Below are 11,952 nucleotides of genomic sequence, written 5' to 3'. Positions count from 1 at the left end.
AATGCGAGTACGACCAGCGCACCTGTTGCTTGACGACGCAGCATCGTGAACCTCCCCCTGCGAACTTCCGCGGCTTCCTCAATCCCGCTGCTGCCGCCGGCGACGCAGCAGGTGCACGAGCACGGCAGCCAGAACCAGGATGATGATCACGGCGGATGTGCCCACGAATGCGTCCGGATTGCGCTCGCCGACGGTGCTGGCGAGCATGTACCCGATGATGGTGCCCAAGACCATGAGGAGTATGCCGAGAGTCCGTCGCTTCACTGGCCTCACTCCTTCGGGGACTCCCACCTGACCCTCTTGTTGTGCTCGAAGTTCTCGTCGGCCAAACCTCCGACGTCGCGTCACCGTGCCGACGGTACGAAGCCGGCAACGACCACCCCTCGCTTTGGCAGCAGCAGGTGCGGGAGTGATTCGAGCGGCGACGAGCGAGTTCTGGCTCAGGAGCGCGGCAGCATGCCCACGAGCGACGTGATGATCGCGAGTCGCAGGGCTGACCGCAGGTCGACATGGTGGACCGCGAGCGCCGGCTCGGACTCGTAGACGGCGAGCAGGCTCGGTGGCGGCGACGTGTAGGCGGACAGCGCGCCACCCATGATCAAGGTGTTCAGGCAGAACAGTTCGGCGTTGTCGCCGACCTCGGGCAGGTGCCGCCGGACGAGGCTGGCCATCACCGCGAGCTTGCCCAGTGCGGCCCGCTTGTGCCGGCGGGCCACCTCGACCGAGACGTTGTGCTCGAGCACCCCGCCCTGCGCGCCGAAGAGATCGCAGAGCACCGTCTGGGCGGCGAGCGACCGGCTGAGCACGTCTGCCACCTGCTCCGCCCGTTCCAGCGCGGACCCGCTCAGGTCGACGCCGTGGGCCAGCTCCTGCTCCAGCTCGGCCAGCCAGGTCGTCGTCCGGTCGTCCAGCAGGTCGAGCAGGATCGCCTCGCGGGACTCGAAATAGCGCAGCACGGCCGTCTTGGCCAGACCGACCCGCCGGCTCAGCTCGTTCAGGGTCACCTCGGCCACCGGCATCTCGTCGAGCATCGCCGAGGTCGTCTCCAGGATTGCCCGGCGCCGGACCGCACGCTGCTCCTCGCTGCGCGCCCGCTGGAACGTCATGACGCCAACCCTAGCTTAGGTACCGGCGGTCCCTTGACAGCGTACCGCCGGTACCTTACCGTTTCAGCATAAGTTACCGGCGGTACCTAAGGGAGCCTGAGATGAACTGGACCGAGCAGCAGATTCCGCGCCAGGACGGCCGGGTGGCAGTGGTCACCGGCGCCAACACCGGGCTGGGCTTCGAGACGGCCCGGCGGCTCGCCGAGCGCGGGGCATCGGTCGTGCTGGCCGTGCGCGACACGGAGAAGGGCAGGCTGGCCGCCGCCCGGATCAACGGCGACGTCTCCGTACGGGAACTGGATCTGGCCTCGCTGGAATCGGTGCGCGCCGCCGCGGCCGGCCTGCGCGCCAGCCACCCGCGGATCGACCTGCTGATCAACAACGCCGGCGTGATGTACACCCCGAGGCGGACCACCCGCGACGGCTTCGAGCTGCAGTTCGGCACCAACCACCTGGGCCACTTCGCGCTCACCGGCCTGCTGCTCGACCTGCTGCTGCCCGTGCCCGGCTCCCGGGTGGTCACGGTCAGCAGCAACGGCCACCGCATCCGTGCCGCCATCCACTTCGACGACCTGCAATGGGAACGTTCCTACGGCCGGGTCGCCGCCTACGGCCAGTCGAAGCTCGCCAACCTGATGTTCACCTACGAGTTGCAGCGTCGGCTCGCCGCGCACGGCACCACCGTCGCGGTGGCCGCACACCCCGGCATCTCCAACACCGAACTGCCCCGCAACGTCCCGGCGGTCGTCCGCCGACCGCTCACCTGGCTCGCCCCGGCGATCACCCAGCCCGCGACGGCGGGCGCGCTGCCCACCCTGCGGGCCGCCACCGACCCGTCCGTCCTCGGCGGGCAGTACTACGGCCCCGACGGCCTGGCCGAGTCGCGCGGCTACCCGAAGCTGGTCGCGTCCAGCCCCGACTCCTACGACGTCAGCGTGCAGCAACGTCTCTGGGCCGTCTCGGAAGACCTCACCGGCGTGCGGTTCCCGCTGGTTCGGGCAGCCGTCGCGGCGTGACCGCGCCACAGGGCCGGCACGTGGCCGGGGCGCGGCCAAGGAACTCACAGGCGGCGGCCCGGCGGCGGTCAGGGGGTCAAGGAGTTGTTCCGCCGGGCCATTGTGTCGCGGACGGTGAAGACGACGAGCGAGAGCGGCACGAAGACCCAGAGCTGAAGCACGGTGTAGCGGCGCAGTTCCCGGTTGATGTCGACGCCGGTCAGTTCGGCGTCGAGGGCACCGCGTCGCATCAGCATGAGCGCGTACGCGGACAGCGGTGCGTAGTTGAGACCTGCGCCGGTCAGCCACAGGCCGAACGCCCGGCCGCCGAGGTCGTTCGACGACGACAGCAGCCAGCTGCCCCACGTCACCATGACAACCACGCCGACGAGGAATTCGGCCAGAATGATCCACCGTCGGCGGGTGGTTCCTCGGCTGCCGTACATGTCGACGGCCGCCAGACGACGAACGTTCACCGGAGCGATGGTGCCACAATCCCTTTGCAGGCCACGGATATCCTCTCGGCCATGGCTGAGTACCGCAACCCCACAGGTGTCTCGGCGTTGAGGGCTGCACTGACGGCAGTCATGTGCGGAATCCTGGTGACCGGTATCGGCGTCACCGTCATTTGGGATGGTCGAGGTTGGCCGGGGGAGGTCTACACGACCGCCAGGCTGATCAGCTCATCTGAGACGCCGTTACGCGCGAACCGCCAGGGGACGTACTACGAATTCCAGTACGCCGTACCCGATGGACGGCAGGTCGTCCTCAGTGAGATGGTCACCAGCAGCGGCTCCCTCTACCGTGACGGTGACTCCGTCACGGTCCTCTACTCGCCGGATGCCCCGGAGCAGGGCCGGCTGTGGGTGTCCCGAGGCGGGGCGGAGTTTCTGCCCGCGCTCGGCGGAATAGCGCTCGCGATCGTCGGGCTGTGGGGCGTCATCCACGAGCTTCTCAAACGGCGCCGCCGACGGCAGGTGACCGCCCGGGCGTAGGTCGGGCCGCCTCAAGATTCTGCTAGTCGCGGCCGACCCAGGTGGCGACGCACGCCTCGTTGCCCTCGGCGTCGGCCAGGACCCACCACTTGGGTGCGTGGGCGTCGGAGACCAGGTGGCCGCCGGCGGCCAGGGCGGCGGCGATGCGAGCCTCCGCCTGATCGTGGGGGACGGCTATGTCGAGGTGCATGTGGTTGCGTTGTGGGCGCGCCTCGTCCATCGGTTGCAGACCGAAGCCCGGGCCGCGGCGCGACGGGTCGAACAGGTAGTCGTCGCCGATCTGCCGGTAGCCGAGCAGCGCCTGCCAGAACGGCAGCACGTCCGCGCCGGCGAGTGCGTCGAGGGTGATGTTGATGAGTTGGACGGCGGTCGGGTCGGCGGGGATGTCCAGCTCCTTGGCGGCGGCCGAGATGCGCCGGGCCAACGCGATGTCGCGCCGGGTCAGGCTCACGGTGACGCCGGTGTCGCGCAGGTCGACGCTGAGGTGTTGCTGCTGGGCCTCGTCGGCGAGCCGGCCGATCTCGTCGACGAGCGCGATGCCCTTGGCCAGTGAGCCGGTCGGGAAAGAGGCCGAGACCAGGTGGTAGAGGCAGCGCCAGTCCTCGACACCGTCGGCCGCGTGGAAATCAGCGGCCCTGATCTGCGCAGTCATGGCAGCGAACCTAACATCGGTGGTGTTGCGCCCTCAGTGCCGCGACGGCTCGGGCAGGTGTTCGCGCGCCCACTCGGCGAACGTGGTGAGCGGAATGCCGAGAGCGCGCGCGTACCCGAGGCGGGCGGGTTGCCCGGCCACGTGCATCTGCTCGTGGGAGATGCCGGCCCACTCCGGCATTCCTGCGGCGACCGCCTCCTCCTCGGTCATGTCCGGCGCGGTCACCTCGACGCCAGGGAAGCGATCGGATCGGCGTTGGGCCGTCGCGGGCGACCGCGCTCTGTCGATCATGGAGTTGTGGTGCCGGTTTGGCAGTGGACCGCCGCTTTTGTGGCCCACCACGACTCCATGATCGACCGGCCGAGACGGTTGGACGGCGAGGCGTGGTGGCCCGGGCGGGTGGGCGTCAGGGTGTGGCGGGCTGGGGTGCGGGGGTGAACGGGGCAAGGAGCAGATCGATGAGGCGCCGCCTGGCGTCCTCGTCGCCGCTCAACCGCAGCGCGCCCGACTCCACCGCCGCCGCCATGGTGATCTCCTGGCCACAGACGGCCCGGAGGGTGCCGAGGTCGGTCGTGAGCGCCGCGTCAGGGTCGGACGCCGTGTCGCGCCGGAGCTGCACCGTCTCGTCGGCGACGTCGGCGACGTACGTGTCGGAGTCGATGTGGAACGCGTAGCTGCCGGCGAGTGCCGAGGCTCGCGCCGGGTCGAAGGCGGCCTTGATGCTGAGCAGCAGGGAGTCGATGCCGAGAGCGCCGTCGGGTGACTGAGGGGACTGGCTTCCCCAGCGCCCGAACTGGAGGAGGATCGGCTCCAGGGCGCGACCCCATTCGGTGAGCTCGTAGAGGTGGACCCGCGTCGGCGGGCCAAGGTCCCGCCGACGCACCACGCCGTGCTCGGTCAACTGGCGCAGCCGCTGGCTCAGCACGTTCGGGCTCACTCCGGGTAGGCCGCCGAGCAGGTCGTTGAACCGCCGGGGGCCGAGCAGGAGGTCGCGTACAACCAGCAGCGCCCACCGCTCGCCGATGATGTCCAGTCCACGCGCGACACCGCACGGATCCCCGTAACTACGCATGCCGCTCATGGCGTCCACCCTACCCGGATCCTAATTCAGGAGTGTCGCTTGTTCTTTAGGAGTTAGACCCCTAGCGTGGTTCTCATGAGCCTGCCGCAAGGTGACGTGAAGCTCCTGGACGCCCCGTTGGCGGCGGGGCCTGCGACCCACCTGGGCCGGGTTCCCGGGGCTCACCACACCACGAGGGCGAGGACGACGTTGCGCAAGATTGTCGTGTCGATGTGGACCACAGTGGACGGGTTCGTCGCCGGCCCCGACGACGAGATGGACTGGCTGCTGGTCGACGACCACCTGCAGAAGTACGAGCGGGCGCTGGTGGACAACGCGGGCAGCCTGATGCTGGGCCGGATCACGCACGCCGACTTCGCCGGCCACTGGCCGTCGACCGCCCAGAACCCCGACCAGCCGGACGACGTACGCGGGTATGCCCAACGACTCGACGCGCTGGAGAAGATCGTCGTCTCCGCCTCCGGAAACATCGCCACCTGGACGAACACCCGCCGGCTCGCCCGCCTCGACCCCGACGAGATCGCCGAACTCAAGCGTGGGCCCGGTGGCGACATCGTGGTCTACGGCAGTCTCACACTGATCCGATCCCTCGCCGATCTGCGGCTCATCGACGAGCTGCACCTCCTGGTGCATCCCGTGTTCCTTCGCCAGGGCAAGGCGCTGTTCGACGGTGGTCAGCCGCCGGCACGACTGGAGTTGGTGTCCGCCGAACCCTTCGCCTCCGGGGTCGTCCTCCTGAAGTACCACCCCGCCTAGCTGCTCACAGCTGGGCGACGACCACCCGGGTGGCCTGGGCGATGAGGGTGTCGTCGGGGGTGGCGTCCTTCTTGCCCCGGCTGGACAGCACGGCGAGGACGATCGGGGCCTGGTCGGGTGGCCAGATCACCGCGATGTCGTTGCGGGTGCCGTACCCGCCGGTCCCGGTCTTGTCCCCGACCACCCAGCCGGCCGGCACCCCGGCGCGGACCAGCCCCGCGCCGGTGGTGTTGCCCCGCAGCCAGCCGCGCAGCACGTCACGGTCCGCCGGTTCCAGGGCAACCCCCACCGTGTACGCCCGGAGGTCGCCGGCCAGGGCACGCGATCACCATCGTCGTTCCTCCCGAGGTGCCGTCGGTCAGGACAGGATCTCGACGTACCCGTCGCTGCCGTGCACGCGGATCCGTTGCCCGTCGCGGATCAGTCGGGTGGCGTCGAGCACGCTGACGACAGCCGGCAGGCCATACTCCCTCGCGATCACCGCGCCGTGGGTCATCAACCCGCCGACCTCCGTCACCAGGCCGGCGATGCCGACGAACAGGGGCGTCCAGCTGGGGTCTGTGTGGGCCGTGACGAGGATGTCGCCGGCTTCGAGGTCGGCCTGCGCCATGTCCAGGATGACGCGGGCGCGCCCTTCGACAGTCCCGGCGGACACCGGCACACCGGCCAGGGCGCCGGCTGGCACGTCGTCGCGTCGGTACGCCCCGGTGATGGCCTCGCCGTCGGAGGTCAGCACCCGGGGCGGGGTGAGCGCCTGGTACGACCGGAACGCGTCCCGGCGCTGCCGGATCAGCTCGTCGTCCACCCGGTGCGTGCGCACGGCTTCGTGGAACTCCTGGAACGTGAGGTAGAAGACGTCGTCCCGCTCGGCGAGCACGCCGGCGTGCACCAGTCGCTCGGCCTCTGCCATCAGGGCCTGCTTGTAGACGAAGTAGCGGCGGATGATGTCGTACTTCGGGTACTCCCGGTAGCCGGTGAAGCTCCGTACCCGGTTGATCATCCGCGCGGTCTCGTCGGCCTTCTGCTCCCCGTCCGGCAGCGCCCGCAGGCGCGTCAACACCTCCTGCGCCCGCTGCTGCGCCTGCTGCCGACCCTGCTCGAAGCGCCGCCGGGCCGCGCCCGGCTCGAAGAGCCTGACGTTGTCCAGGAGCACGGGCACCAACGTGCCGGGGCGTTCGCTCCACCGCGGCCGGGTGATGTCGATCTCGCCGACGCAGCGCATGCCGTACCGGTCGAGGTACGCCTCGATGGCGGCGCGCGCCTCGGCCCCGCCCGCTACCTTCGGCAGTTCGTCGAGGAAGTCGTCGTGCGTCACACCGTCGTCCGCGACGCTTTCGTGTGCGACGCCCTGGAGGAACGCCACCACCTCCGGATGGGGACGGATCACGTCGGCGACGTCGAGCAGCGCCAGCCCCATCTCCGACGTGACGTTGCCGGGGGCGGAGAGGGTGAGGGTGTCCGCGGCGTTCTTCTCGCCCAGCCACTCGTGCAGCTGGTCGTTGAGCCACCAGGTGGCCTCCATGCCGGCCATGATCGCCTGCATGTTCAGCGGATCACCGAGGACCCGCTTGTGCTCCTGGAAGGCCTCCAGCAGGAAGTCGAACAGCGCCGTACCGGTCACCGGCGCGATGTCGCGCCTCAGGACGGCGATGGACGCCTCGCTGCGCTCGATCAGCTCGGTCACGATGGCCGGGTCGGTCTCGGTCGAGGCGGACGGGCCGCCGGTCGTCGGCTTGCCCGGACCGGGCTGGTCCGGCAGCGTCGGAACGAAGTCCTGGCGGTCGAGCAGGGTCTCCAGCGCGTCCCGCATCAGCGGATCGGACTTGCCCGCCAGTTCCAGGAACCTGGCGCGGCTGGCCGGTGCGGCCAGCAGCCGGGTGCCGTCGACGAACAACCTCCCGCCGGCCTCCAGCATCGGAGCCATCGCCGTCAACTGCCACATGGAGAGTCCCAGCGGCCGCATGGCGTCGGTCATCATCTGCTGGTGACCGACCGAGAGGTAGACGTGGTTCTCCTGGTCGTCGGCCGCCGGGATGGGGAACAGCGTGGTGATCGGCCGGCTCTGCACGATCTGGAAGTCGTCGTCGACCAGGCACCATTCGATGTCCTGCGGGCTGCCGAAGTGCGTCTCGATCCGTCGCCCGAGCCGCACGAGCCGCACCACCTGCGCCTGCGTCAGTGCCGGCTGCTCCTGTCGCTGCCTGTCGATCGCCACTTCCCGTGTGCCGCCGCCCGGCAGCGCGGTGACGGCGCGCTGCTTGGTGGCGACCGTCCCGGCGACGACCTCGCCGTCGCGCACCGTGAAGACGTCCGGGTTCACCAGGCCGGACACCAGGGCCTCGCCGAGGCCGAAGCTGGCGTCCACTGTCGCGACAGTCCGGTTGCCGGTCACCGGGTCCGCCGTGAACAGGATGCCCGAGGCATCCGGAAAAACCATCAGCTGTACGACGACAGCCATCTGAACCGTACGGTGGTCGATGCCGTTGCGCAGGCGGTAGATGACGGCCCGCTCGGTGAACAGCGACGCCCAGCACCTGCTGATGTGCCGCAGGATGGCCTCCGGCCCCACCACGTTCAGGTAGGTGTCCTGCTGGCCGGCGAAGGACGCCGTGGGCGTGTCCTCCGCCGTCGCGCTGGACCGCACGGCGTAGGCGGCCTGCTCACCAAACGCGGCGAGTGCGCCGGTGATCGCGGCGGCCAGGTCATCCGGAATCGCTGTCCCCTCGACGCTGCGGCGGATCTCCGCGCTGAGCGTGCGAATCGCCTCCCGGTCGTCCGGGCTCAGGCGCGACAGCTGATCGAGTTGTTCGTCGATCGACGGCGTCCGCGTCAGGACCCGTCGGAAGGCGTCAGTCGTCACGCAGAACCCGTCCGGCACGCGGATGCCGTCGATCCGCGACAGCGCGCCCAGGTGCGCGGCCTTACCGCCGACGAGCGACACCTGCGTCTCGTCGACCTCTCGAAGATCCAACAGCGGTACCCGGTCGCCGCGGCCCTCACCCATCGACAACACACCCACGTCGCGCCCCCCGTCACCTCGTTTGTGCTGGTCCGGCCGCCGATTCTGCGCCACGACCGGGGTCTTGCCGCAAGCCCCCAGGTGCGGTATACGTTAGAAGTGGCAGGGAGAGTGATCTCCTTGCCGCTTGTTTTTGTCGGGGCGGCCGAGCCGGCGAGCGGGCCCTGCTCAGTCGTAGGGGAGTCGGCGCGGTTCGATCTTCTGCGCTCGGCCGAGCTGCCAGGAGGCGGTGGGCCAGGCCGCGATGAAGCCGGCTATCAGCCCGAGCTGACCGGCGAACCAGAACGTGGGGCTGTCGGGTCCCAGGTGTTGCTCCGGAAAGACCACGCGATGGGCGAGCGTCAGCCACGCGAACAACGCCACCTCGAACACGGTGATGGTCAGCAGCTCGATCCTGCCGACGCTCGACAGTGCCTGCCCGACCTTCGTCAGGCTGCGACCCGGCCCGGCGAAGTACCGGAAGAGCACGGCGATCGTCACCGCCATCAGATAGTCGCCGGCGTAGCCGACCCACATCGGGTCCTCGGCCGGGTCGAATCTCACGGCGTACAGGGCGACCTCGGCGACGATGAAGCCGAGAGCGCAGTGGGCGCCGCAGCGGGACACGTGGGTGACGACGATGCCCCGGCGGGGCCGTTGCTGTTGACCCTCCTGCCGCCGTCGCGAGAACGCCTCGGGTCTGCCCCAGTTCCAGTAGAGGCGCACGGCGGCCGGGCCGACGTAGAGGACTGTCACCAGCCAGACGATCTCCATGACCCGGACCGGCTGCCGGTGTCCGCGAAGATAGGTGTCGGCGAGGACGACAGCGAAGCTGACGACCCCGACCGCGAGCGAGGCCCACGAGAGCGCCACCAGCCAGGTTGGTTGCATCCCCGCCCCTTTCGCGCGCCGGGCGAGTCTCTCATGTCGCACTCGTCCGGATTGGCGGTTCGGGCGTTCCCGCCTGCCGGCGCGGTGCTGGTCGGTCGTGCTTCAGGCCGGTGAAGATGACCGCGAGTGTGCGGGCTTGCAGCTGCTGGTCCCACCCGCCGTGCAGGGCGCCCTGGCACAGGCTGGCGAGGAGCGCCATCGTCTCGGGTAGCCGTACCGAGTCGGCGACGGCTCCGGCGGCCCGGGCCTGTTCCAGCAGCAGGCCCACCGCCTCCTCCAGGTGACCTACCGCGTCCGGAAGTCGGATGTCCACCCCGGACCCGGCGAGCAGGTCGACGACGGTCTTCTTCGCGGCGGCCTGCGCCACCATGTGCGTGAAGAACGCGAAGAGGTCATGTTTTCCGGCCTCCTCGACGAGCTGCGCGAGCAGTCGCTTCATGATCGCGGCGAGCAGGTCGTCCTTGGTGGGGAAGTGCCGAAAGACCGTGCCGATGGCAACGCCGGCCCTCCGGGCCACCTCCTCGGTGGAGGCGCGGGAGCCGAACTCGGCGAACACCGCCTCGGCGGCGTCCAGGATGCGTGCCCGGTTGCGCTGCGCGTCGGCACGCAGCGACGACCCCTCTACCAAAGTGAGTCTCCACTCATTATTATCAGTCGGATAAGTCGAGTTACGACTCATTATCCAGGAGGACGACATGACACCAAGCGAGATCTTCGACAGCATGCGTGCCCGCTGGCTCGCGAACCTGCCCACCTACGAGGCCGACTCGCTCGCCGACGATGTGGTGATCGAGACACCGTTCGCCGAACCCGGCCGCCCCACGCGTATCGAGGGAAAGCAACGGGTCCTTAAGTACACGCAGGCGGGCCGCGCGGCGTTCCCGGTCCGGTTCGACGACTGCCGCAACCTGGTCCTGCACGAAACCGCCGACCCCGAGGTGATCGTGGTCGAATACGAACTGGTCGGCACCCATACGGCGACCGGGGTGACCGCCTCGGCGCCGTTCATCGGGGTGCTCCAGACTCGGGACGGCAAACTGGTCCACTGGCGCGAGTACCAGCACACCCTCGCCATCGCCCAGGCCGTCGGTCAGGCATAGAAGCGGCACCGTCGCGCTGGCAGACTCTCGGGCATGGTCGACTGGTATACGCGGGCCGACGTGGACGGCAACGTCGTCCGGATCTCGGAACCGCACGTCAACGAGCTGCTGTCGGCGAACTTCTGGTGGTTGCGGGGCACCGATCGGGACATCGTGATCGACGCCGGGCTGGGTGTCGTCGCAGTGCGGGAGGCGATTCCGGGCCTGTTCGAGCGCGATCCGATGGTCGTGCTCACCCACGCGCACCTGGATCACGTCGGTGCGGCGGCGGAGTTCGATGACCGGGCCGCCCACCCCGCCGAGGCGGGGATCCTTGCGGCGGGCGTACCGGCGAGCCTGTACGGCCCGGAACTCTTCGAGAAACTGGGGATCGACGCCGCCGGGGAAGCCGTCCCGGAGCTCATGATCGACGTCCTGCCCGACCCCGGCTACGACCCGGCCGCCTACCGCGTCGAACCGATGACCCTGACCCGCCTGCTCGACGACGGCGACCGCATCGACCTGGGCGGGCGGGCGCTGACCGTGCTGCACCTTCCCGGCCACACGCCCGGGAGCATCGCCCTGCTGGAGGAACACACCGGCACCCTGTACTCGGGCGACATCATCTACGAGGGTGCCCTGATCGACAATCTGCCGAACTCCGACGTGGCCGCGTACCGGCGAAGCATGCAGGTCCTCGTCGACCTCGACGTGTCCGTCGTCCATCCCGGCCACGGGGACAGCTTCGACCGGACGCGCCTTCGCCAGTTGGCCGAGACCTACCTGCGCAGGACGGTGTAGGCCACGCCCTGCCGATCTTGACGGCGGGTCGCGCGGTTAGGGTGCTCGCCATGATCGAGGACGTCGTATGCCGTTGACGAATCCATGGCTGTCGGAGCCCACGCCAGCGAAACGGCTCGACCGGGAACGGCTCGAAGAGCGCCTCCTCAACCTGTTGTCGTCGCAGAACATGTGTGTGCTCGCGACCACGGGTCCGGACGGGCCGGTGGCCACGCCGGTGCGGTACTTCCCGCTCGGCTTCGCGGTGCTCTTCACCGCCGCGCCACGGTCACCGAAGATGCGCAACATCGCCGCCGACCCGCGCGTGTCCATCGGCATCTTCGCGCCGCTGGTCGGACTGGCCAGCAGCCGCGGTGCCCAAGTGTTCGGGACGGCCACTGTGCTCTCTGCGGAGCATCCGGATCGCGCGCACTACTGGGCGGCGGTTCGATGGGAGAACGAGCACGCCGAGCGGGGGCGGGCGTTGTCCGAGCCGCCCGAGGACACGCTCGTGGTCGTCGAGGCGGAGCGGATCGTCTACACCGAGCACTGGCTGCGACGTGAGGGGTTCGCGCCACGCCAGTTCTGGCGTCGCTCCGCCAGTGACGAAAGCTGACCT

Annotated in this window: 15 protein-coding genes and 1 pseudogene; 6 read left to right on the top strand and 10 right to left on the bottom strand. The window is 69.4% G+C overall.

The window, feature by feature from the left end:
* Positions 1 to 78 precede the first annotated feature (78 nt).
* Both OH804_RS13410 and OH804_RS13405 read right to left on the bottom strand, forming a co-directional pair.
* Entirely contained in the window at positions 79 to 264 is a 186-nt protein-coding gene (locus OH804_RS13410; RefSeq protein WP_406065422.1) for a hypothetical protein, read from the bottom strand.
* A gap of 176 nt (positions 265 to 440) precedes the next feature.
* Entirely contained in the window at positions 441 to 1,106 is a 666-nt protein-coding gene (locus OH804_RS13405) for a TetR/AcrR family transcriptional regulator (RefSeq protein WP_196922795.1), read from the bottom strand.
* A 101-nt stretch (positions 1,107 to 1,207) separates the two neighbouring features.
* Between OH804_RS13405 and OH804_RS13400 the strand changes: the two genes are divergently transcribed.
* Complete coding sequence (locus OH804_RS13400; RefSeq protein ID WP_406065420.1) at positions 1,208 to 2,122, top strand: SDR family NAD(P)-dependent oxidoreductase; 915 nt, start codon at positions 1,208 to 1,210, stop codon at positions 2,120 to 2,122.
* Positions 2,123 to 2,190: 68 nt separating this feature from the next.
* Here OH804_RS13400 and OH804_RS13395 read toward each other — a convergent pair whose 3' ends face one another.
* Positions 2,191 to 2,577: a hypothetical protein gene (locus OH804_RS13395; protein WP_406065418.1), complete on the bottom strand. Its 387-nt coding sequence runs from the start codon at positions 2,575 to 2,577 to the stop codon at positions 2,191 to 2,193.
* A gap of 51 nt (positions 2,578 to 2,628) precedes the next feature.
* Here OH804_RS13395 and OH804_RS13390 point away from each other — a divergent pair, with 51 nt between their 5' ends.
* Complete coding sequence (locus OH804_RS13390; protein ID WP_406065416.1) at positions 2,629 to 3,096, top strand: DUF3592 domain-containing protein; 468 nt, start codon at positions 2,629 to 2,631, stop codon at positions 3,094 to 3,096.
* Between the two features lie 22 nt (positions 3,097 to 3,118).
* Here OH804_RS13390 and OH804_RS13385 read toward each other — a convergent pair whose 3' ends face one another.
* The 3 genes from OH804_RS13385 to OH804_RS13375 form a co-directional block, all read right to left on the bottom strand.
* Positions 3,119 to 3,748 (bottom strand): VOC family protein, encoded by a 630-nt coding sequence (locus OH804_RS13385; RefSeq protein WP_406065414.1) that lies wholly within the window; start codon positions 3,746 to 3,748, stop codon positions 3,119 to 3,121.
* A gap of 33 nt (positions 3,749 to 3,781) precedes the next feature.
* Entirely contained in the window at positions 3,782 to 4,039 is a 258-nt protein-coding gene (locus OH804_RS13380; protein WP_196922800.1) for a hypothetical protein, read from the bottom strand.
* A gap of 115 nt (positions 4,040 to 4,154) precedes the next feature.
* Complete coding sequence (locus OH804_RS13375; protein ID WP_196922801.1) at positions 4,155 to 4,829, bottom strand: helix-turn-helix domain-containing protein; 675 nt, start codon at positions 4,827 to 4,829, stop codon at positions 4,155 to 4,157.
* A gap of 75 nt (positions 4,830 to 4,904) precedes the next feature.
* On the opposite strand from OH804_RS13375, the gene OH804_RS13370 reads away from it, so the two are divergent.
* Positions 4,905 to 5,585: a dihydrofolate reductase family protein gene (locus tag OH804_RS13370; protein WP_406065412.1), complete on the top strand. Its 681-nt coding sequence runs from the start codon at positions 4,905 to 4,907 to the stop codon at positions 5,583 to 5,585.
* A 4-nt stretch (positions 5,586 to 5,589) separates the two neighbouring features.
* Here the strand turns inward: OH804_RS13370 and OH804_RS13365 are convergent.
* The 4 genes and pseudogenes from OH804_RS13365 to OH804_RS13350 form a co-directional block, all read right to left on the bottom strand.
* A pseudogene (locus tag OH804_RS13365) lies at positions 5,590 to 5,910 on the bottom strand (serine hydrolase); the annotation flags it as partial.
* Positions 5,911 to 5,943: 33 nt separating this feature from the next.
* Positions 5,944 to 8,589, bottom strand: coding sequence for a rifamycin-inactivating phosphotransferase (gene rph / locus OH804_RS13360; RefSeq protein ID WP_406065410.1), 2,646 nt, complete (start codon positions 8,587 to 8,589; stop codon positions 5,944 to 5,946).
* 183 nt (positions 8,590 to 8,772) lie between these two features.
* Complete coding sequence (locus OH804_RS13355) at positions 8,773 to 9,474, bottom strand: DUF4396 domain-containing protein (protein WP_406065408.1); 702 nt, start codon at positions 9,472 to 9,474, stop codon at positions 8,773 to 8,775.
* Between the two features lie 31 nt (positions 9,475 to 9,505).
* Positions 9,506 to 10,102, bottom strand: coding sequence for a TetR/AcrR family transcriptional regulator (locus OH804_RS13350; protein ID WP_406065406.1), 597 nt, complete (start codon positions 10,100 to 10,102; stop codon positions 9,506 to 9,508).
* Positions 10,103 to 10,169: 67 nt separating this feature from the next.
* Here OH804_RS13350 and OH804_RS13345 point away from each other — a divergent pair, with 67 nt between their 5' ends.
* From OH804_RS13345 to OH804_RS13335, 3 genes are all read left to right on the top strand, one after another.
* Positions 10,170 to 10,574 (top strand): nuclear transport factor 2 family protein, encoded by a 405-nt coding sequence (locus tag OH804_RS13345; RefSeq protein ID WP_406065404.1) that lies wholly within the window; start codon positions 10,170 to 10,172, stop codon positions 10,572 to 10,574.
* Positions 10,575 to 10,607: 33 nt separating this feature from the next.
* The gene (locus OH804_RS13340; protein ID WP_406065402.1) at positions 10,608 to 11,354 is read left to right on the top strand and encodes an MBL fold metallo-hydrolase; all 747 of its coding nucleotides are present in this window, start codon (positions 10,608 to 10,610) and stop codon (positions 11,352 to 11,354) included.
* 67 nt (positions 11,355 to 11,421) lie between these two features.
* On the top strand, positions 11,422 to 11,949 hold the full coding sequence (locus tag OH804_RS13335; protein ID WP_406065400.1) for a pyridoxamine 5'-phosphate oxidase family protein: 528 nt from the start codon (positions 11,422 to 11,424) through the stop codon (positions 11,947 to 11,949).
* Positions 11,950 to 11,952: the final 3 nt, after the last annotated feature.

It is taken from the genome of Micromonospora sp. NBC_00860 (genome assembly GCF_045207375.1).
GTDB lineage: Bacteria > Actinomycetota > Actinomycetes > Mycobacteriales > Micromonosporaceae > Micromonospora > Micromonospora vinacea.
The sequence above is the reverse complement of the archived record's forward strand: the minus strand, read 5'-3'. Positions and strand labels throughout refer to the sequence as shown.

What these genes read in the sequence shown, in the direction of transcription:
- OH804_RS13405 (WP_196922795.1), bottom strand. Translation starts at nt 1,106, where the DNA reads ATGACGTTCCAGCGGGCGCGCAGCGAGGAGCAGCGTGCGGTCCGGCGC.
- OH804_RS13400 (WP_406065420.1), top strand. Translation starts at nt 1,208, where the DNA reads ATGAACTGGACCGAGCAGCAGATTCCGCGCCAGGACGGCCGGGTGGCA.
- OH804_RS13390 (WP_406065416.1), top strand. Translation starts at nt 2,629, where the DNA reads ATGGCTGAGTACCGCAACCCCACAGGTGTCTCGGCGTTGAGGGCTGCA.
- OH804_RS13385 (WP_406065414.1), bottom strand. Translation starts at nt 3,748, where the DNA reads ATGACTGCGCAGATCAGGGCCGCTGATTTCCACGCGGCCGACGGTGTC.
- OH804_RS13380 (WP_196922800.1), bottom strand. Translation starts at nt 4,039, where the DNA reads ATGATCGACAGAGCGCGGTCGCCCGCGACGGCCCAACGCCGATCCGAT.
- OH804_RS13375 (WP_196922801.1), bottom strand. Translation starts at nt 4,829, where the DNA reads ATGAGCGGCATGCGTAGTTACGGGGATCCGTGCGGTGTCGCGCGTGGA.
- OH804_RS13370 (WP_406065412.1), top strand. Translation starts at nt 4,905, where the DNA reads ATGAGCCTGCCGCAAGGTGACGTGAAGCTCCTGGACGCCCCGTTGGCG.
- rph (WP_406065410.1), bottom strand. Translation starts at nt 8,589, where the DNA reads ATGGGTGAGGGCCGCGGCGACCGGGTACCGCTGTTGGATCTTCGAGAG.
- OH804_RS13355 (WP_406065408.1), bottom strand. Translation starts at nt 9,474, where the DNA reads ATGCAACCAACCTGGCTGGTGGCGCTCTCGTGGGCCTCGCTCGCGGTC.
- OH804_RS13345 (WP_406065404.1), top strand. Translation starts at nt 10,170, where the DNA reads ATGACACCAAGCGAGATCTTCGACAGCATGCGTGCCCGCTGGCTCGCG.
- OH804_RS13340 (WP_406065402.1), top strand. Translation starts at nt 10,608, where the DNA reads ATGGTCGACTGGTATACGCGGGCCGACGTGGACGGCAACGTCGTCCGG.
- OH804_RS13335 (WP_406065400.1), top strand. Translation starts at nt 11,422, where the DNA reads ATGCCGTTGACGAATCCATGGCTGTCGGAGCCCACGCCAGCGAAACGG.